This window comes from Clostridium pabulibutyricum (genome assembly GCF_058242705.1).
The window spans coordinates 210584-228583 of sequence record NZ_JBZAYZ010000001.1; the positions used below are offsets into that span (position 1 = coordinate 210584).

At 33.9% G+C, this 18000-nt stretch carries 16 protein-coding genes; 9 read left to right on the forward strand and 7 right to left on the reverse strand.

All coding sequences use genetic code 11. The features are described from left to right. Positions 1 to 39: 39 nt before the first annotated feature. From AC4CVH_RS01015 to AC4CVH_RS01035, 5 genes are all read left to right on the forward strand, one after another. The gene (locus AC4CVH_RS01015; RefSeq protein WP_490785852.1) at positions 40 to 387 is read left to right on the forward strand and encodes a DUF8042 domain-containing protein; all 348 of its coding nucleotides are present in this window, start codon (positions 40 to 42) and stop codon (positions 385 to 387) included. 180 nt (positions 388 to 567) lie between these two features. Beyond that, positions 568 to 975 (forward strand): type VII toxin-antitoxin system MntA family adenylyltransferase antitoxin, encoded by a 408-nt coding sequence (gene mntA / locus AC4CVH_RS01020; protein WP_490785853.1) that lies wholly within the window; start codon positions 568 to 570, stop codon positions 973 to 975. Continuing rightward, complete coding sequence (hepT, locus tag AC4CVH_RS01025) at positions 968 to 1378, forward strand: type VII toxin-antitoxin system HepT family RNase toxin (protein ID WP_490785854.1); 411 nt, start codon at positions 968 to 970, stop codon at positions 1376 to 1378. Before mntA ends, hepT begins: the two co-directional genes overlap by 8 nt. Positions 1379 to 1471: 93 nt before the next feature. Continuing rightward, on the forward strand, positions 1472 to 2902 hold the full coding sequence (locus AC4CVH_RS01030; protein ID WP_490785855.1) for a cell wall-binding repeat-containing protein: 1431 nt from the start codon (positions 1472 to 1474) through the stop codon (positions 2900 to 2902). Positions 2903 to 2910: 8 nt separating this feature from the next. Next, positions 2911 to 3054: a hypothetical protein gene (locus AC4CVH_RS01035; protein WP_490785856.1), complete on the forward strand. Its 144-nt coding sequence runs from the start codon at positions 2911 to 2913 to the stop codon at positions 3052 to 3054. Positions 3055 to 3059: 5 nt separating this feature from the next. Here the strand turns inward: AC4CVH_RS01035 and AC4CVH_RS01040 are convergent, their stop codons facing one another. After that, on the reverse strand, positions 3060 to 4571 hold the full coding sequence (locus AC4CVH_RS01040) for a Ppx/GppA phosphatase family protein (protein ID WP_490785857.1): 1512 nt from the start codon (positions 4569 to 4571) through the stop codon (positions 3060 to 3062). Positions 4572 to 4774: 203 nt separating this feature from the next. On the opposite strand from AC4CVH_RS01040, the gene AC4CVH_RS01045 reads away from it, so the two are divergent. The 4 genes from AC4CVH_RS01045 (at position 4775) to AC4CVH_RS01060 (ending at position 11188) form a co-directional block, all read left to right on the forward strand. Then, a complete protein-coding gene (locus AC4CVH_RS01045; RefSeq protein ID WP_490785858.1) occupies positions 4775 to 6319 on the forward strand; it encodes a Ppx/GppA phosphatase family protein in 1545 nt (514 codons plus the stop codon). Between the two features lie 33 nt (positions 6320 to 6352). Then, on the forward strand, positions 6353 to 8479 hold the full coding sequence (locus AC4CVH_RS01050; RefSeq protein WP_490785859.1) for an RNA degradosome polyphosphate kinase: 2127 nt from the start codon (positions 6353 to 6355) through the stop codon (positions 8477 to 8479). Between the two features lie 144 nt (positions 8480 to 8623). Then, on the forward strand, positions 8624 to 9934 hold the full coding sequence (locus AC4CVH_RS01055) for a homoserine dehydrogenase (protein WP_490785860.1): 1311 nt from the start codon (positions 8624 to 8626) through the stop codon (positions 9932 to 9934). A gap of 165 nt (positions 9935 to 10099) precedes the next feature. Beyond that, on the forward strand, positions 10100 to 11188 hold the full coding sequence (locus AC4CVH_RS01060) for an iron-containing alcohol dehydrogenase family protein (RefSeq protein ID WP_490785861.1): 1089 nt from the start codon (positions 10100 to 10102) through the stop codon (positions 11186 to 11188). Positions 11189 to 11222: 34 nt separating this feature from the next. Here the strand turns inward: AC4CVH_RS01060 and AC4CVH_RS01065 are convergent, their stop codons facing one another. From AC4CVH_RS01065 to AC4CVH_RS01090, 6 genes are all read right to left on the reverse strand, one after another. After that, on the reverse strand, positions 11223 to 12914 hold the full coding sequence (locus tag AC4CVH_RS01065; RefSeq protein WP_490785862.1) for a putative bifunctional diguanylate cyclase/phosphodiesterase: 1692 nt from the start codon (positions 12912 to 12914) through the stop codon (positions 11223 to 11225). A 118-nt stretch (positions 12915 to 13032) separates the two neighbouring features. Further along, positions 13033 to 13722 carry a response regulator transcription factor gene (locus tag AC4CVH_RS01070; RefSeq protein ID WP_490785863.1) on the reverse strand — a complete coding sequence of 230 codons (690 nt, stop codon included), beginning with the start codon at positions 13720 to 13722 and terminating at the stop codon, positions 13033 to 13035. After that, the gene (locus AC4CVH_RS01075; protein ID WP_490785864.1) at positions 13719 to 15158 is read right to left on the reverse strand and encodes a sensor histidine kinase; all 1440 of its coding nucleotides are present in this window, start codon (positions 15156 to 15158) and stop codon (positions 13719 to 13721) included. The genes AC4CVH_RS01070 and AC4CVH_RS01075 overlap by 4 nt, the downstream gene beginning before the upstream one ends. 9 nt (positions 15159 to 15167) lie before the next feature. Beyond that, positions 15168 to 15920 carry an ABC transporter permease gene (locus tag AC4CVH_RS01080; protein ID WP_490785865.1) on the reverse strand — a complete coding sequence of 251 codons (753 nt, stop codon included), beginning with the start codon at positions 15918 to 15920 and terminating at the stop codon, positions 15168 to 15170. Next, entirely contained in the window at positions 15907 to 16632 is a 726-nt protein-coding gene (locus AC4CVH_RS01085) for an ABC transporter ATP-binding protein (protein ID WP_490785866.1), read from the reverse strand. Before AC4CVH_RS01085 ends, AC4CVH_RS01080 begins: the two co-directional genes overlap by 14 nt. Positions 16633 to 16694: 62 nt before the next feature. Further along, complete coding sequence (locus AC4CVH_RS01090) at positions 16695 to 17930, reverse strand: hypothetical protein (protein WP_490785867.1); 1236 nt, start codon at positions 17928 to 17930, stop codon at positions 16695 to 16697. Positions 17931 to 18000 lie beyond the last annotated feature (70 nt).

The window sequence follows — 18000 nt, forward strand, 5'->3', positions numbered from 1 at the left end:
TTAAAATAAATTTCAACTCGATACAGGAGGAAAGTAACTATGGATGAAAAGATTAAGTTGTTGAAAACTATAAGTGATTATATAATAAATCTTAAGGATGGAATAAAGAAATCTGCAGATTTTCTTCGTGGTGGGGAAGAAAAAAGAGGTCTTGATATGGTGCCTCAAATAGCAGAAGGGATAAACTGGGTTATTGAAGCATTAAAAGCGACTGATGATGCAGTTATAAAGGATATAGATATTAATAACTTGAACGAGAAGTTAAATGACATAGTTGAAGCACTTGAAAATCAGGATGTAATTTTAATTGGAGATTTGTTTGAATATGAACTTATTTCAGCACTTGATGATGTGAAAAAAGCAGTAAATAAAGTTGTGTTGAATTAAGAAAAATTTAATTTAATTATTTGAAAATGTACATCTCAATAATATTTTACGTGCCAGAGATAGCTGTTTAATATGGCTCTCTCTGGTTTTAATTTGAATTTTCTAAATCCTTCTGCTTCAGCAGAAAGGTCTATTTAAGTTGTGCTATAATTGTATTAAGCAAAGAGCGAGGTGAATCTTATGAATATAGACAATAAAATCACTGATAAAATTATAGAGGTTTTAAAAGAAAATATAAAACCTTGGATTATATATATATTTGGATCGGCTGCAAATGGTGTTTTCAGGGAAGACAGCGACATAGATATTGCATTTTTAAGTGATGCTGAAATTTCTGATTATCAGGTATTCATGATATCTCAAAAGCTTGCAGACATCCTAAAAAGAGAAATTGATCTTATAAATTTAAAAAAGTCTTCAGATGTATTTAAAGTTCAAGTCATAGCAAAAGGAGAAAGAATACATTGTGTTGATGACAAAAGAAGAGCTTACTTTGAAATGTATGCTTTTAAAGATTATGCTCTCCTTAATGAAGAGAGAAAGGTAATTCTTGATAATATAAAAAATAGGGGGAGTATTTATGACTGATGTAGTACTCAATAAAATATCTGTTATTGAAAGGTGCATAAAGAGGATAAATGAAGAGTACCAGGGAAATTTTAAAAATCTTGAAAACTACACAAAGCAGGATTCTATAATATTGAATATACAGAGGGCTTGTGAAGCTTCCATAGATTTGGCAATGCATATAGTTTCTGAAGAGAAGCTAGGAATACCTCAAAATAGCAGGGATGCATTTGACGTTCTATTAAAAAAGAAAATTATAAACGAAGATTTAACTGAAAATTTAAAATCCATGGTGGGATTTAGAAACATAGCAGTACATGATTATCAGTCGGTTAATTTACTTATAATAAAAGAAATAATTGAAAAACACATATACGACTTAGGAAAATTCACACAGTATATATTTGATTACTATAATAATTAATTCAGGAGATGGCATGTTATACTAAAGAATCATGCATGAGATGACGATAAAATAAAAAAGAGATTAATGTTCTGAGGGGGATACTATAAAATAATGAATAAGATAAGCAGATTATGCAGTGTGCTGGCAGTTGGAATTTTTATGTGTACAATGAGTTTCACAAAAGTACATGCAAGTTCAGATATAGAAGTAGACAGATACTATGGAGGAGACAGATATGAAACAGCTTCAAATGTTGCTGAAGATGGGTGGAAAACTTCCAGTGATTATGCCGTTATAGTAAGCGGCGAGAATTTCCCGGATGCACTTTGTGCAGGGCCGCTTGCTAAAAAGTATGATGCACCAATACTTCTTGTAAAGAAAAATGACATAACTCCTTATACCTCAATGGAACTTAGCAGGCTTAATGTAAAAAATGTGTTCTTGGTAGGTGGAACGGGCGTTATATCTCAGAGCCTTGAAGATTCCATAAAATCACGAAAAATAAAAGTAACGAGAATCTCAGGGGACACAAGGTATGATACGAGCATTGCAGTTGCAAAAAAAATTGGATCGACCAAGCAGATAGCCGTAGTAAGTGGAGAGAGTTTCTATGATGGAGTAACCATGTCGTCTATTGCGGCTTTTAAAGGAATGCCTCTTGTTTTGGTTCCAAGTAAAGGAATGCCAAAAAATACTGAGAATTTTTTAAAGAGCAATAAAAAAGATGATGCTGTATATGTTATTGGTACTAAAAAACAGGTTGGGGACAATGTAACGGATATTATTCCCAATGTAATTAGGATTGCAAATGACAGCGATATATTCTCAAGAAATGTAGATATTATAAGTCAATTTAAAAATGAGATAAGTACATCGACGATTTATGTAGCAACATCAAAGAATTTTGCTGACTCTCTTGCAGCCTCTGCTCTTGCAGCCCAGACAGGATCACCGGTTATACTTGTAGGAGATTATATATCTAGTTCAACGAATGCTTTTTTAAGTTCTTCAATTGTGGCCAATGTAAAAATACTTGGCGGCGGCGGGGCAATAAGCTATACACAGGAAGATGAAATTAAAAGAATACCACTTTCTGTTTCGGATAATAACTACAATTTATTTACAGATACGATATGGCAGGATGATACCTATATACCAAGGACAACTGTGGTTGTAAATACAAGTTCCGGTGAAGAAAAAGATGTTAACGTGACATGGAATATAACAAGAGTAAATACATCAAATCCTGGAACGTATACTTTGCATGGCAAAATAGCAGGAACGGATAGTGATGCTACAGCCACACTTATTATAAAGCCAATACCTACTAAAATTGATGATATAGAAAGGGAAACTTCTAGGAACAGCCATTTTAATTTTCCTAGAACGGTGGAAGCTGAAATGTCTGATGGACGTACAAAAACTGTTGATGTTACATGGGAATATGAACAGCAGAATATAAAAACTGCAGGAGTTTATACTTTTTATGGAAATGTTGAAAGGTATAAAAAGAAGGTAAAACTTACACTTACAGTAATATGAAATCCTATTTGGAATATGATGGTATAGAAGGTGCTGTTAGTCCGAGAAGTACTGTAAAGTTGGCATTTAAGCAAGGACTTATAAAAAATGGTGATGATTGGATAACAATGATGCTTGATATGCTTCTTGCAAAATTTGAAAGACCAAATTGACTGTTTTACTCGTGGCAATCAACTATAAGTTTTTTAAAAAAAGCAGTTTCAAATTCATATTTGCAGTCGGATACAGCATCAATTTCAAGGTATGGTCTTAATTTGAAATAAAGTGTTAAGACAACGGAATCGGTTTTATCCAGAATAGCTATGTCGGTTATATTTCCATCCATGGCTCTGTCGAGACCTTTTGCTGTATCAAGTACTGCTCTTATTTTTTGTATGCTTTTTATGTCTTCTTCTGAAAGTATTTTTTTGAAGTAAGGAGATTTTCTTATAACCACTGCTTCTTCATTTGAAACAGCAAAGGCTGCCATTAGCTGCTGCCTGTGTGTAAGACCGCATATCTTGCTGTCTTTTATAATTGAAAATGAGTATTTGCCGTAGTTGTTGAATCCTGCAGATATTCCACAGTGATGAAGGTATGAAGCGCATTTTAGTATTCTGTAAGTATCATCTGAATTCTCAAAGATATTTGAAATACCTTCTGCGATTTTTTTTGAGAATTTCCACACCCGTTCTATGTGATTTTGGTCAAGTTTGAGGTTATTTGCAATATTCCCTATGGAAATGTCAAGTATGTTATTTGAAACAGGAGTTTGTTTTCCAAAGAGGCTTTCATAAAGTATTCCCTGACGTATTCCGCTTTCGCTTATTATTAATTTTCTTGCTTTTATATACTTTATGGTAGTTGAGATTGCATACACGGCGCCTATGAATATGTCGGCCCTGTCTTTTGAAATTCCCTTTACTTTCCTGTACTCAGATTGGCTCTTGTATTTAAGTGAAGTACATATGGAAACTGCGTCTTTTGCAGAAATTGTGTAGTTATGCTGGTTGCTGATTGGATAGCCAGAGAGGTTTCTTTTTATTTTGCCTAGAGTTCTGAAACTGCCGCCTATACCGATTAGAGGAAGACCTTTCGCATCTTTTAAAAAATCAATAGAATCCAGTATATGGTTTATGTACTTTACAAGACTTTTTCCTTTGTTTTCAACACTTCCTTCGAAAGAATAAAATTTTTCAGTGAGAGTTATTGCACCCATTGGAAAACTTATACTGTCTTTTATATTCCTGTTTTCCATGAGTATGAATTCCGTACTGCTTCCGCCTATGTCCATGAGCAGTGCTGAATTTAAGTCTATACTGTTTGCTGTGGCTATGTAGTCATAATATGCTTCCTCTTTTCCGGTAAGCACTTTTATGTCAATGCCAAGCTCATGTTTTACCATTTCGAGAAATTCACTCTGGTTCTTTGCTTTTCTGACAGCTTCTGTTGCTACTGCAATAATTTCACATATATTGTTTGAAATGCACAGCCTTTTGAAATTGAAAAGAGCTGTAAGTGCTTTTGTCATCCTTTCAGGGTTCAGATATCCGTCAGGCGACATGTCTTTTCCAAGCCGTACAGTGCTTTTAAGTTCATCTATGATTTCATAGGATAAATTGTCTGATATTTTTACTATTACAACTCTTATTGAGTTTGATCCTACATCTATAATTCCGATTTTTTTCATGTAAACACTCCCCAAAATAAAAAAGATTTACTTATATATAAAAAGTTTATCCTATTTTTAATATAAAAATCAATATAAAAAGAGAAGGCTGATTTTAAATTTAGTTTATGTTTTGGTTAAGATATGGTTAAGTTTTAAATATTAATTGAAAATCGGGTTATAATTGATTAATAGTATATAATGCTTTCAATTAGGGTGATTTTATGGGAAATGTAAATACAAACTACACGGCAGCTGCAGTGGATGTTGGATCCAACTATTTGAAAATTTCAATTTACAATATAGATAATACAGGAAGTGCTGATATTGTTGACCAGGCAGTAAAACCTACAAACATAGGAAGAGATACTTTTTCCACGGGAAAAATTTCTGTAGATACGATACAGAAAACCTGCAGTGATATGAAGAAATTTTCGGAAATGATGAAAGAATATAAAATAAAACGCTGCAGGGCGGTTTCAACAAGCGGTATACGTGAGGCTACAAACAGACAGTACATATTGCAGCAAATAAAGCTTCATACGGGAATTAACGTGGAGGTCATAAACATATCACAGGAGAGGTTCTATGTTATGAAAGCCTTGAAGTATAAAACCTTCGGAATGGAGTTTGCTAAAAAGGATGCAACGCTTATAGTCAATATAACTACCGGGTATGTTGAGGTATCACTGTTTGACAGCGGAAATTTGAGTTTTACAGAACATGTACATATAGGTTCTCTGAGAGTTAAAGAGACGCTGGATTCTCTAAGAGACGGTACCTTGGACTTTTCCGATATTACGGAACAGTATATAGAGAGCAAACTGTATTTTGCAAAGTCAAACATAACAAAATTTAAGATAAAGAATTTTATAGCACTTGGCGGGGAACTTCATACAATGCAGAAGCTTGCCGGAGAAATTTATGGTGAAAAGTATTCTGGAGATAATAGGATGGACAGGGGAATTTTCAAGAAACTTTACAAAAAGGTCAAGAAAATGAGTACAGATCAGTTTTTTTTTGAATATGGAATACCCAAGAGAAAATCCCATCTTCTTCTTCCAACTGTAATAATATTTCACAGCTTTTTCAATATGACAGGTGCGGGAAGTATCTATATGCCGGATGTTGATCTTGGACTTGGAATTGTATATGATATTGCGGACCATATATTTGGATTTAAGAGGCAGGAATCTCTTATAAACGATATATTGAGTTCGGCACAGTTTATATCTCATAAATACAGGGTAAATGAGGCGCATGCCGATTACGTGGAAAAGATATCCACGTCGATTTTTACACAGACCAGAAGATTTCACAAGCTTGGTGAAAGAGAGAAGCTCTATCTTCAAGTATCAAGCAGGCTCCATGATGTAGGAAATTTTATAGATATATCAGGTCATGAGAATCAGTCATACAATATAATAATTTCCCAGGATATTTTGGGATTTTCCCGAAGGGAACTCAGTATAATTGCAAATACGGCAAAATATCATTCTTCCATGGTTCCATCGGAAAATGACTACGGCTATTTTATACTGGATAGCAGGGACAGGATGATAGTTTCTGTATTGTCTGCAATACTTAAGTTATCTGAGGCTCTTGATGCATCACATCTTCAAAAAATACAGGATATAAAACTTGCTTCCAGTGGAAATAAATTATATTTTAATATAATTTCAGGCGAAGATTTGACCCTTGAAGAGTGGGAATTTAAAAAGAATTCGCTTTTCTTTGAAGAGGTTCTTGGCATAAAACCTGTAATATAAAGTATATTATTTTAATATTGGAGAGGATATGAGATGGATAAATTTGATGACTGTAAAAATTTTATAAACAGGGAATTAAGCTGGATAGAATTCAACTTGAGAGTTCTCGAAGAATCAAGAAATGCAAATCATCCGCTGTTTGAAAGACTGAGGTTTGTCTCAATTACAAGCTCCAATCTGGACGAATTTTTTATGGTGAGGGTCGGATCACTTATAGACCAGCTAAAAGCCAATTTCAACAAGCTTGATCCTGCAGGACTTACTCCGAAGGAGCAGCTCTGTGAAATATATAAAAAAGTCGGAAATCTTGTAGAAAAGCAGTGCAGTTATTTTAACCGTTCTTTAAAAATTGCCATGGAGAAAGAGAATATAAATTTTTTGACCATGAATGATTTGGATGACAGCCAGCTTGAGTATGTTAAAAAGTATTATAAAAATAACATATTTCCGGTTCTTACCCCTGTACTGATAGATAGAAGTACATCCTTCCCTTTAATTTTAAACAAGAGCCTCAATATAGGGCTTGTCATAGATAAAAATGGGGAGAAAATATTTGCAACAGTTGAAGTCCCGGCAGTGCTTGGAAGAATAATGGAAATTCCGTCAAAAGAAGGGCTTGATATTGTAATGCTGGAGGATGTAATAAAATATAATCTTTCTTCACTTTTTGGAACATCCAAAATATTGTCTTCTTCCTGTTACAGACTTACACGAAATGCAGACCTTACTTTGAATGAAGAAGGTGCGGAGGATCTTCTTGAAACCATAGAAGAATCAATAAAACAGCGTAAATGGGGAGCTTCTGTAAGGCTGGAAGTTGAAAAGGGTATTGACCGGGAAATACTTGCTGTTCTTGAGAGGGAGCTTGAGGTTAGTAGAAACCAGGAGTATAGGATAACTACGCCGCTTGATTTAACTTTTCTTAAAGAGCTTATAAAAAATAAAAAATACAATTCACTCTGTTATAATCCAATAGTACCATACAATCCACTTAAAAACATAAAGAAAAATATATTTGATATAATATCGGAAAGAGATATATTTTTGCATCATCCCTATGAATCATTTGATCCTGTAATAGAACTTGTACGCCAGGCGTCTAAAGATCCTTCGGTTCTTGCAATAAAGCAGACATTATACAGGGTAAGCGGAAATTCTCCTGTTATAAGGGCGCTTATAGCTGCAGCAGAAAACAAGAAGCAGGTCACAGTTCTTGTAGAATTAAAGGCGAGGTTTGACGAGGAAAACAATATAGAATGGGCAAAACAACTTGAAAAATCTGGCTGTCATGTTATATACGGACTTGTTGGACTAAAAACCCACTGCAAGCTTCTTCTTGTTGTAAGAGAGGAAGAAGGAAAAATAAAAAGATATGTGCACATGGGTACAGGAAACTACAATGATGTGACTGCAAAAATGTATACCGACATGGGTATAATGTCTGCGAATCCTTATTATGGTGAAGATGCTTCCGTAATATTCAATATGCTTAGTGGAAGATCCATTCCGAGAAATTTGAAAAAGCTTTGCATAGCACCCCTTGATTTGAGGGAGAGGTTTTTGTATCTTATAGACAGGGAAACTCAAAATGCGGCTTGCGGAAAGCCTGCAAGGATAATAGCCAAAATGAACTCGCTTGTAGATAAGGAAATCATAGAGAGTTTGTATAAGGCATCGTCAAGAGGAGTTGAGGTGTCGCTTATAGTCAGGGGAATATGCTGCCTGAGGCCTGGAATAAATGGAGTCAGTGACAACATAAGGGTTACAAGCATTGTAGGAAGATTTTTAGAGCACAGCAGGATTTTTTATTTCTACGAAAATGGTCACGAAATAGTGTATCTTTCAAGTGCCGACTGGATGACAAGAAATCTTGATAGGAGGGTTGAACTTCTGTTTCCAGTTGAAGATGATTCTATAAAAAAGACTGTAAAAGCTATACTTGGCGTGTATTTGAAAGATAATTTAAAGGCACGGGAGCTGAGAAGTGATGGTACATATTCAAATATAGATAAACGTGGGAAGCATCCATTTGATAGTCAAAAATTCTTTTATCAGAGTGCGGCGATAAAAAAGGAGGGTTTATCTGCAAAAAAGATAGAGCGTTCAAAGGAGAAATGGAGGGAAGAGGGATTCAAGGTGAAGTACCCTGATGCCTTGTGACAAGTTTAATGTTTCAGCGTGATTTTATGGAAATAATCTGATTTTACTGATATAATTACTTGTATAAAATATGGATTGAGTGAGGAGGAAATGCCTGTTGAAACAAGTATTTCATTTTTATAGGGTTTTGACAGCAGTAAAAATATGAAAAAAATTAGAATAGCACTTATGGGACTAGGAAATGTCGGTACTGGAGTTTGGATAATACTTTATTCAAATAAAAGGGAAATAATGAAAAGATCAGGATATGAAGTGGAAATAGCCAAGATCCTTGTAAGAGACAAAACGAAGGAAAGAGAACTTGACATACCTGACGAAGTTATAACTGATGATATAAATGATATACTTTCCGATAACTCGATTAGAATTGTTGTTGAAGTCATGGGCGGAATAAATCCTGCCAAGGATTATATACTAAAATGCATGGACAGAAAAAAGCATATAGTCACTGCAAATAAAATGCTTCTTGCTACAAATGGTGACGAGCTATTTGAAAAAGCAGACAAGATGGGAATAATGTTTAATTACGAGGCAAGTGTTGCAGGAGGAATTCCTATAATAAACGGAATTGAGGAAAGTCTCACTGCGAACAAGATAAAAGAACTTTATGGCATAGTGAATGGGACTACGAACTATATTTTTACAAAAATGCAGCTTGACAGACTGGATTTTGATGTGGCACTCAAAGAGGCGCAGCAGAGGGGATATGCCGAGGCTGATCCAACTTCCGATGTAGAAGGGTTTGATGCACAGTACAAACTTGCAATCCTCTCATCTCTTGCTTTTGGAACAAAAATTGATGTTTCAAGTGTATATCGGGAAGGAATAACTAAAATAGAACCTATAGACATAAAGTATGCAAAGAAGTTTGATATGGTAATAAAACTTCTTGCCATTGCAAAGGACAGGGGGAAAAAGCTTGAATTAAGGGTACATCCAACTATGATACCAAAGGAGCATCCTCTTGCGAATGTATATGATTCCTTCAATGCAATATTTGTAAAGGGGAATGCAGTAGGGGATCTTATGTTCTATGGAAGAGGTGCGGGCAGTCTTCCAACAGGCAGTGCAGTTGTAGGAGATATAATATCCATATTGAGAAATAATGTAGAAGAAGATTGTTGTAGCTCAATATCCAAAAATACATTGTGGCACAGGGAAGTTTTGAGTATGGGAAAGAGCCAGAGTAAATTTTATATGAGGGTTACAGTACTTGATAAACCTGGTGTACTTGGTGAAATAACAACCGTGCTTGGAAAACACAACGTCAGCATGAAGTCTGTAATGCAAAGGGGACAGAGTAATTCAAAGAATCATGTTACAATAGTGCTTATTACTCATAAAACGAGACAGGAAGCAGTTGATTCTGCTGTCAGGGAAATTATGGATTTGGAATCTGTAATTAGGATAGACAACATTATAAGAATAGAAGATTTTGAGTCGGAATATGTATAGGGTGCATTTTTCATATGCATATATACAAAAAAATAAATCAGAAAACGTTATACATTGTGCAAACATACATTGAATAAAAAATCAAAAAATATGATAATTTAATCATAAGGTAATATTGAATTTATTTTGTGAAGTTGTAATAAATGCAAAAAAGGAGGATTTTTTATGACAATGAATGTTTTGGCATTTCCATCAGAAGTTATTCGAGGTACGGGAGCAGTTGACAGTACAGGGGAGGTTTGCAGAAGACACGGCAGCAGAGCGCTTGTTTTAGGCGGAAAAACTGCACTTGATATTGCAGGTGAAAGAATAACTTCCAGCTTGAAGAAATTCGGTGTGGAAGTTGCAGGAGTTGAATGGTATGGTGGAGAGTGCTGCATGGAAAATATAGATAGCCTGGTAGACAAAGTAAAAGCCTACAAAGCCGATATTGTTGTTGCAGTTGGTGGTGGAAAGTCCATGGATACAGGAAAAGCAGTAGGAATTAAAACAGAACTTCCGGTTATAACTGTACCAACTATTGCAGCTACTTGTGCAGCAGCTACACCTTTGACAGTTTTGTATAACGAAAATAAGGAATTTGTAAGAAATATGTTTTATGACAAATGTCCGGCAGCCATAGTTATAGACAGTGATATTATTCTAAATGCTCCATCCAAATGGCTTATAGCGGGCATTGGTGATACACTTGCAAAGATGTATGAGTTAAGAGCGGCAGCTGCAGGAATGTCGTCGACAAGCCGGACAATTTCAGCTGTAAGCAATGGACAGATTTGTTATGATATCATTAAAAAGTTTGGAAAGGATGCACGTAAGGCGGTGGAAAGCAAACAGATAAACGAAGGATTTGAATCTACGGTTGATTCCATTATTCTTGTGGCAGGACTTTCATCGATTTTTGGAGGAGAAGAACTTAGAAATGCAGCAGCTCATGGTATATATAATGGTTTTACTAAAATACCAGTGATGCACAAGGTTGCTCATGGACTTATCGTAGGATATGGTAACCTTTGCCTTCTTGCACTTGAAAATCGTTCGGACGATGAAATTATGGAAGAGATAAACTTGGCTGTAGATTGTGGAATACCAATTGCTCTGAATCAGCTTGCGGAGCTTTCAAAAGAACAGATTAGAATTGGAGCGGAGGCATCTGCAGTTTCAAAGGCAATGTCATGTATGCCGTTTGATGTAACTGCAGATATGGTAATTGATTCAATAAACCGTGTAGATAAATTATCTGCAAATATGTTCTAATAGCTAATTGAATTTAGAAGTAGGATTTTGTATTTTAAAATCCTACTTCTTTTTGCTGCAAAAATGTTATTACATCGGCTTTTATGACGGGTTTGCTGAAATAATATCCTTGAATTGTATTGCACCCCATTTCAAGGAGGGAGTTTAATTGATCCGATGTTTCAACACCTTCTGCAATTATATTGTAGTTAAGTATTTTTGAAAGATCGATTATACACTTTATAACAGCTTTGTTCTTTTTTGAGTATATTTTATCTATGAATGATTTATCTATCTTTATAGTATTTACGGGAAGCATGGTGAGATAATTTAAAGAGGAATACCCCGTTCCAAAATCATCAAGTGAAAGTCGGATTCCCATATTAAGTATTTTTTGGAGCGTTTTCAAATTATGAACAAATAAATCAAGTAAACTTCTTTCGGTTATTTCAATTTCAACTGTTGAAGGTGGAATTTTGTTCCTGTTGTATAAATCTGAAAGTTTATCTATAAATTCCGGATCGCTTAATTGAACGGGCGATATATTTATAGAAAATTTTTTCAGGTCAGTATGTTTGAGTTTTAAGTCATTTATGAATTTGAAAACAGAATCAAATATCCAGTAGCCTATTTCAATTATACTTCCCGAATCCTCTGCGATGGGTATGAATTCAGATGGAGGTACATTTCCAAGACGATGATTTTTCCATCTTAAAAGAGCTTCGAATCCAATTACGTTTTCTGATACAACGTCAATTTGAGGTTGATACATAAGTTCGAGTTCATTGTTTCGAACAGCATTTTTGAGTTCCTGTTCTATAATTATTTTTCTCAAATATGAATAGTGCATTGATTTTTGAAAAAGTGTAACTGTATTTTTTGATTTTGATTTCGACTTCGATTCACAAAGTGCAATGTCTGCATATTTAAACAAAGTTTCTTCGCTGGTGCTGTCAATTGGAAAACGGCTTATTCCAATGCTTATAGTTATGTAGATACTTTCACCGTTTATTTTAAATGGCTGTTTCAAGAAATTGTTTATTTTAGAGTATAGATTTTTTATAAGATTTTCTTCTTGGTTGATACATAAAAATAAAAATTCATTACCATGAAGATGGTATAATTTAGTGTGTGAATTTTTAAAATGGGATATTGACTGCGAAAATACTATAAGAAGAAGATCACCGAAATTATGATCATAGTTGTCGTTTATAAGCTTGAAGTTGTCGATATTTAAAAGTATAATTACGCCTTTTTTTGAAGTATCCAAAGCTCTTTTAAGATCTTTTTTAAGCAAAGCTTTATTTGGAAGATTTGTAAGTAAATTATAGTTGGAGATATAATCAATCCTGTTTTCGAGGATATTAAAGTTTGATATGTTTATTATAGAACCCGAGATTAGTTTTACTTTGCCATCTGTTTTTTTTGTAGCCTTTACTCTTGAAAGCACATGTAAAATAGCTCCGCTTTTGCTTTGAATTTTAAAACTGCTTTCGTGGGAATCAAGATTGTTCTCCAGGAATGAAATAAAAGTGTTTTTTATTGAAAGTGAGTCCTCAGTTACAACGGCAAGTTCAATAAACTCTGCTGGACTTTTAAAATCTTTAATTCCATAACTGGTTACAGCTTCAAAATTGGAAGATAGAAATAGTGAATTGTTTACTACGTCCCATTCCCAAAGTGCTATTTCAGATCCATCCACGGCCCTAATGTACATCTGTCTATCTGTTTTATGATAAATCTGCATGTGTAACCCTCCCAAAAACTATATCAAAAGACAAGTAAGTCATATAATTCCATTTATTATATTATAACATCATTATGAATGTACATGTATATGTAAATAAAATAATTTGAAAAATTATTTATACCCGTAGTCTATAGCCTGCTCCCCAAACAGTTTCTATATACTGCGGATTTTTAGGAGATACCTCTATTTTTTCACGGATTCTTCTTATATGTACGGTAACGGTTGCATTATCGCCAAGGGCATCAAGTCCCCATATTCTTTCAAATAGGTCTTCTCTTTTAAAAACCCTGTTTGGATTTTCACATAAATATAAAAGAAGTTCAAATTCTTTTTGGGGAAGTGAGATTTCTTTTCCGTTTATGAATACCTGCATGGAGTCTTTTAATATTTTAAGACCTCGGATTACGATCTTGCTGTTTTTTTGTGCAAACTTATTTTTCAGTCTTTCATAATTTGCAAGATGAGATTTTACTCTTGCCACAAGTTCACTTGGACTGAAGGGTTTTGTAATATAGTCATCTGCTCCAAGATTCAGACCTTTTATTTTATCCAATTCTTCTTTTTTGGCAGAAACTAAAATTACAGGAACATCTTTTTTGTCGCCTATGTTTTTCAATATACTGAAACCATCCATTTTAGGAAGCATTATATCTAGTATAAGGAGATCAAAGTCCAATTTCGAAAACATTTTTAAGCCGTCTATACCATTTGAACATATGGTAACTTTGAAATTTGCGAGTTCAAGATAGTCTTTTTGAAGTTCGGCTATACTTGAGTCATCCTCGATTATAAGAATTTTTTTCATGAAAGTCCCCCCCTTGGAAGTGATATGATTATGCTTGTACCAATAAATTGGCGGGATGAGGCCCATATTGTGCCACCATGTCCTTCTACAATCTGTTTTGCAATTGCAAGACCAAGTCCACTGCCTCCGGCACTGTTCCTTGCATAATCCGACCTGTAGAATCTGTAAAAAATTTTTTTTATATCATTTGAGCTTATTCCAGGACCGTTGTCTGTAATTTTGATTGTTATGCTTTTTGCAAGGCCATTAAGCAGTATCGATATGAGGCCTTTCTCTTTATCCATGTATTTAATGGAATTTCCCACTATATTGAATATTACATGCATGAATCTTTCTCTGTCTATCATAACATAACTTGGACTTTGAATGTAGTTTTTAAAATCAAGTCTTATGCCGTGATTTTTAAGATCTATTTTTGTTTCTTCTATATAATAGTTAAAGTATTCAACGATATCTGTTTTTTCAAACTTAAATGGAATTTGATTCATATCCAGCTTTGAATAGAGCAGAAGATTATCTATCATGAAATCTACTTTTTTTGACTTGTTTGATATTGTATTTAAGTAATGATTAAGTTTTTCCGGGGTGTTTGCCACACCGTCTAAAATACCTTGAACATATCCCTGAATCGAGGTTATTGGGGTTCTTAGATCATGGGATATGCTAGATATCAGCATTTTTCTATTATTTTCGTATTTGAGTTTCAAATTTACAGAGTCCTTCAATTTTATTCTCATTTCCTCAAAATCACAGCATAGCTTTCTAAGTTCATCATCACCTTCTGTAAATATTTCAAAATTAAGGTCACCATTTTTTATATTATCTGATGCTTTTGAAAGATGAGTAATTGGTAAAAGTATTTTTTTCGAAAAAATATGAGATAAAATTATGTTTGCAGCTATGTAGGAAATCAGAAATACCGATAATATTATAATGAAAAAATACTTTAGGATACTGTGGGTGTCGGTTGTCTGATTTAAGAATATTATTCTGCCCTGGGTTCCGTCTGTAAACTCAATGCTAAAGGATTCGGGAATATAATATATATTCCCGATTTGAACTGGATTTTTTTGATATCCGTTTGAATATTGAACCGAATTTTCTATGTCAATTTGTGTAAGTCCTTTTGAAGAAAATATTATATTGTTGTTTTTTAAAATTATAGCCTGTGAATTTATGGAGGAAAGCTTTTTTTCAATATATATTTTGAAAGTAGAGTTATCCAGGGTGTTAAGTTTTGTCTTTGATACATCTTTTATTATAGTAATAATTTCTGATTTTTTAGCAACAGCTTCTTTAAAATTATTGTATCCGAACTTTACAGCTCCAAATCTTGAATAAAAAAATACAAAGGCTATTATAGTTATGCCTGTTGTTATAATTGGAATCAATATAATCAGAGAATTCGATATGATCAAACGTTTTTTGATTTTCATTTTTTCACCTTAAATTTCTTTTTTATCAAACAGGTAATAACCTGCTGTAAAAAATATTATAGCATAACTCATCATCAGCAGGAATTGTTTTATTATTTCAAAGTAGGGGATGAAGTCCATAATCCACAGGTTGTACCATCCAAGCTGTGAAGTTAGAAGTATGCCTGAAAAGCCGGGAAAAAGCATCCCAAGTATTTTAAGACCTATAAAAGTAAGGACAAATACAAAAAATACTACAACACCGTTCTTGAATATGTTTGACAATAAAACTGATGCAAGGCATATAACAGCAAGCGGAATAATTGTAACAATATAGGATAATAATATTTTAACTATATTGTCTGAGAAAGAATAGTTTGAGTTGAATGCAACTCCGCATATTGTGGATACTATCAATACGAAAGCAAGGCTTAAAGCTATGTATGTTATTATTGATATTATTTTTGCACTGTAGAGTTTAAATCTTGTAACAGGTCTTGTGAGTGTTATTTTAAATGTATTATGAGAAAATTCATCACAAAAACTTCCAATTGTTATAAGGAGTATGAAAAGAGGCATTAGAATATTGCTGAATATATACAATGAAAAAATTGGAAATTGAGTACTGGATACAGTTGCAAGCCCAAAATTTTTTCTTACAATTATTATAGAAAACTGTCCGAGTAATATGAGGAAAAGAGAAATAAACAGTGTGGCAGCTGGTTTTTTTCTCTTTAATATTTTTTCTATTTCATTTTTGATTGAAGCTTTAAATTGCTGCATTTTTTTCCACCTCGTCTATAAAGTAGTTTTCAAGAGAAGCATAGTTTTCAAGTATACTTTCTGTAGAATCTGTATTTATAAGTTTTCCGTTGTAGATTATTCCTATTTTTGTACATGTAAGTTCTATATCATGGATCAAGTGACTTGAAATAAAAAAAGTAGTTTTGTTGTTTGAGGAAAGCTCTTTTATTATATTTCTTACAAGTATCATTCCTTTTATATCAAGACCATTTAGAGGTTCGTCAAGTATTATTATTTCAGGGCGTGAAAGCAGTGCTGCTGCAATTCCAAGTCGTTGCTTCATGCCAAGTGAAAATTTTTGAGGCTTTTCATCCCTGTAGTTTGATAGGTCCAGAAGACTAAGGACTTCATCTATTCTTTGTGAATCGACATTATCGTAATATCTTGAAAATTGTCTCAGGTTTTCGAAAGCCGAGAGGTATGGATATGCAGACGCATTTTCTATAAGGCATCCTATTTTTGAGAGAGCCTTTTCTTTATCTTCTGTTATGCTTGATCCAAGAAGCCTTACAGAGCCTCTGTCGGGTCTTGTAAGGCCTGTCATTATTTTCATGGTAGTTGTTTTGCCAGAACCGTTCGGTCCAAGAAATCCAAAAACATCTCCTCGACTTATCTCAAGATTTATATTTTCTATTCCGCGTCCGTTTTTAAATATTTTGTAGAGATTTGATATTTCAATTGCTTTTTCCATTTTAATTCCTCCAAATTTGAATTTTTTAAGAAGACAGTTATAGAGCTGTCTTCTTAAAGTGTTTAATCGAATACCCTTTCAAAACTTCCATCGGAAGGAAGAACTCCATTGGATGAATCGTCTATTAAATTTGTATTCATGAATATTCTGGCAGCATTAGGATCTATGGAAATAAAATTATCTGAACCTTCACTGGATGGAGTAGTAGTTATCCTGATACTTGAATTATCACCATTGCCTGCAGGTTTGCCTGTAAATTTGAAATTTCGTGATTTGTCTGCATAGGATTCATAACCTTTTTTATAATATTCATGATATTCACCGCTTGCACCTGATTTATCCATATTGGTTATAGTTATAATTCTCTCACCTATTTTTACAAACTTATTATCTTTTTTAATCAATATGTTTGATGAATATTTTCCTACATATGCGGTACTGCCTATTGGACCATTGTCTTCTATAACTTGTTTTCCGGAAAGATCCGGTCTTTTTATAGAAGTGGAATTTATGTCATATGCCTTCACAAGAAACTGGACGTTTAATGTATGAGAGACGCCATCACTTGTTTTTCCACTTATGTCAAAGGAAAGGAAAGCTTTGTTTATAAGCCCGCCTCTGTTTGCATCGGCATTTCCACGAATGTTTTTAAGGTATATTTCACTGCTCAGTTTTGGAAGAGAAGTACTTGCCTGGTTTGACATATTTTTAAGTTGGTATGAAGTCAATGCATTTACAACAGATGGGATTTGCGTGCCTGACAGCGAACCTGAAAATGTGATTTTACCATCGGAATGTTTTTCTACAACAACGGCATCCTTTAAATTTCCTATAATTGAATCTGCAATTTTTTCGATATCTCCGGCCTTTTCATCATCAAAAGGATTTTGAAGGAATTTTGTCTGCATTTTTTCATTGGATACATAATATGAATCGTTTTGACTTTTTTGAGTTATATAACCTTTTTTATCTCTGTAAAAATAGCTGGTGATTTTTTCCCCAGCATTATGCTTTTTATCCTGGCTTTGTTCAATGGATTCGTGAACTTGATTTTTCATGTCGTATTTGCTTGTCATATTTTCAGACAACAGTGTAGTATTACCATCTTTTACTACAAATGAAGAATCGAAACTATAATTTGAAATTGTGCCGGTATAGCATTTTGCACTGTATTTAATTGAATCTTTCAGCTGCTGGTAACCGCTCTTTGATGCGACTTCTGCTGTAGCCGTGGCGCTGAACATGAATATACCAAGAGTCATGCCAAGCACCATTGCTGTTTTCTTTTTTATTTTCATTTCTACATCCCCCTTAAATTTGGCCTATGAGTATATTGTAATATTAAAATCTCTACTTTATCTAAACCAA

What these genes read in the sequence shown, in the direction of transcription:
- hepT (WP_490785854.1), top strand. Translation starts at nt 968, where the DNA reads ATGACTGATGTAGTACTCAATAAAATATCTGTTATTGAAAGGTGCATA.
- AC4CVH_RS01070 (WP_490785863.1), bottom strand. Translation starts at nt 13,722, where the DNA reads ATGAAAAAAATTCTTATAATCGAGGATGACTCAAGTATAGCCGAACTT.
- AC4CVH_RS01065 (WP_490785862.1), bottom strand. Translation starts at nt 12,914, where the DNA reads ATGCAGATTTATCATAAAACAGATAGACAGATGTACATTAGGGCCGTG.
- AC4CVH_RS01075 (WP_490785864.1), bottom strand. Translation starts at nt 15,158, where the DNA reads ATGAAAATCAAAAAACGTTTGATCATATCGAATTCTCTGATTATATTG.
- mntA (WP_490785853.1), top strand. Translation starts at nt 568, where the DNA reads ATGAATATAGACAATAAAATCACTGATAAAATTATAGAGGTTTTAAAA.
- AC4CVH_RS01045 (WP_490785858.1), top strand. Translation starts at nt 4,775, where the DNA reads ATGGGAAATGTAAATACAAACTACACGGCAGCTGCAGTGGATGTTGGA.
- AC4CVH_RS01080 (WP_490785865.1), bottom strand. Translation starts at nt 15,920, where the DNA reads ATGCAGCAATTTAAAGCTTCAATCAAAAATGAAATAGAAAAAATATTA.
- AC4CVH_RS01030 (WP_490785855.1), top strand. Translation starts at nt 1,472, where the DNA reads ATGAATAAGATAAGCAGATTATGCAGTGTGCTGGCAGTTGGAATTTTT.
- AC4CVH_RS01040 (WP_490785857.1), bottom strand. Translation starts at nt 4,571, where the DNA reads ATGAAAAAAATCGGAATTATAGATGTAGGATCAAACTCAATAAGAGTT.
- AC4CVH_RS01090 (WP_490785867.1), bottom strand. Translation starts at nt 17,930, where the DNA reads ATGAAAATAAAAAAGAAAACAGCAATGGTGCTTGGCATGACTCTTGGT.
- AC4CVH_RS01085 (WP_490785866.1), bottom strand. Translation starts at nt 16,632, where the DNA reads ATGGAAAAAGCAATTGAAATATCAAATCTCTACAAAATATTTAAAAAC.
- AC4CVH_RS01060 (WP_490785861.1), top strand. Translation starts at nt 10,100, where the DNA reads ATGACAATGAATGTTTTGGCATTTCCATCAGAAGTTATTCGAGGTACG.
- AC4CVH_RS01055 (WP_490785860.1), top strand. Translation starts at nt 8,624, where the DNA reads ATGAAAAAAATTAGAATAGCACTTATGGGACTAGGAAATGTCGGTACT.
- AC4CVH_RS01050 (WP_490785859.1), top strand. Translation starts at nt 6,353, where the DNA reads ATGGATAAATTTGATGACTGTAAAAATTTTATAAACAGGGAATTAAGC.
- AC4CVH_RS01015 (WP_490785852.1), top strand. Translation starts at nt 40, where the DNA reads ATGGATGAAAAGATTAAGTTGTTGAAAACTATAAGTGATTATATAATA.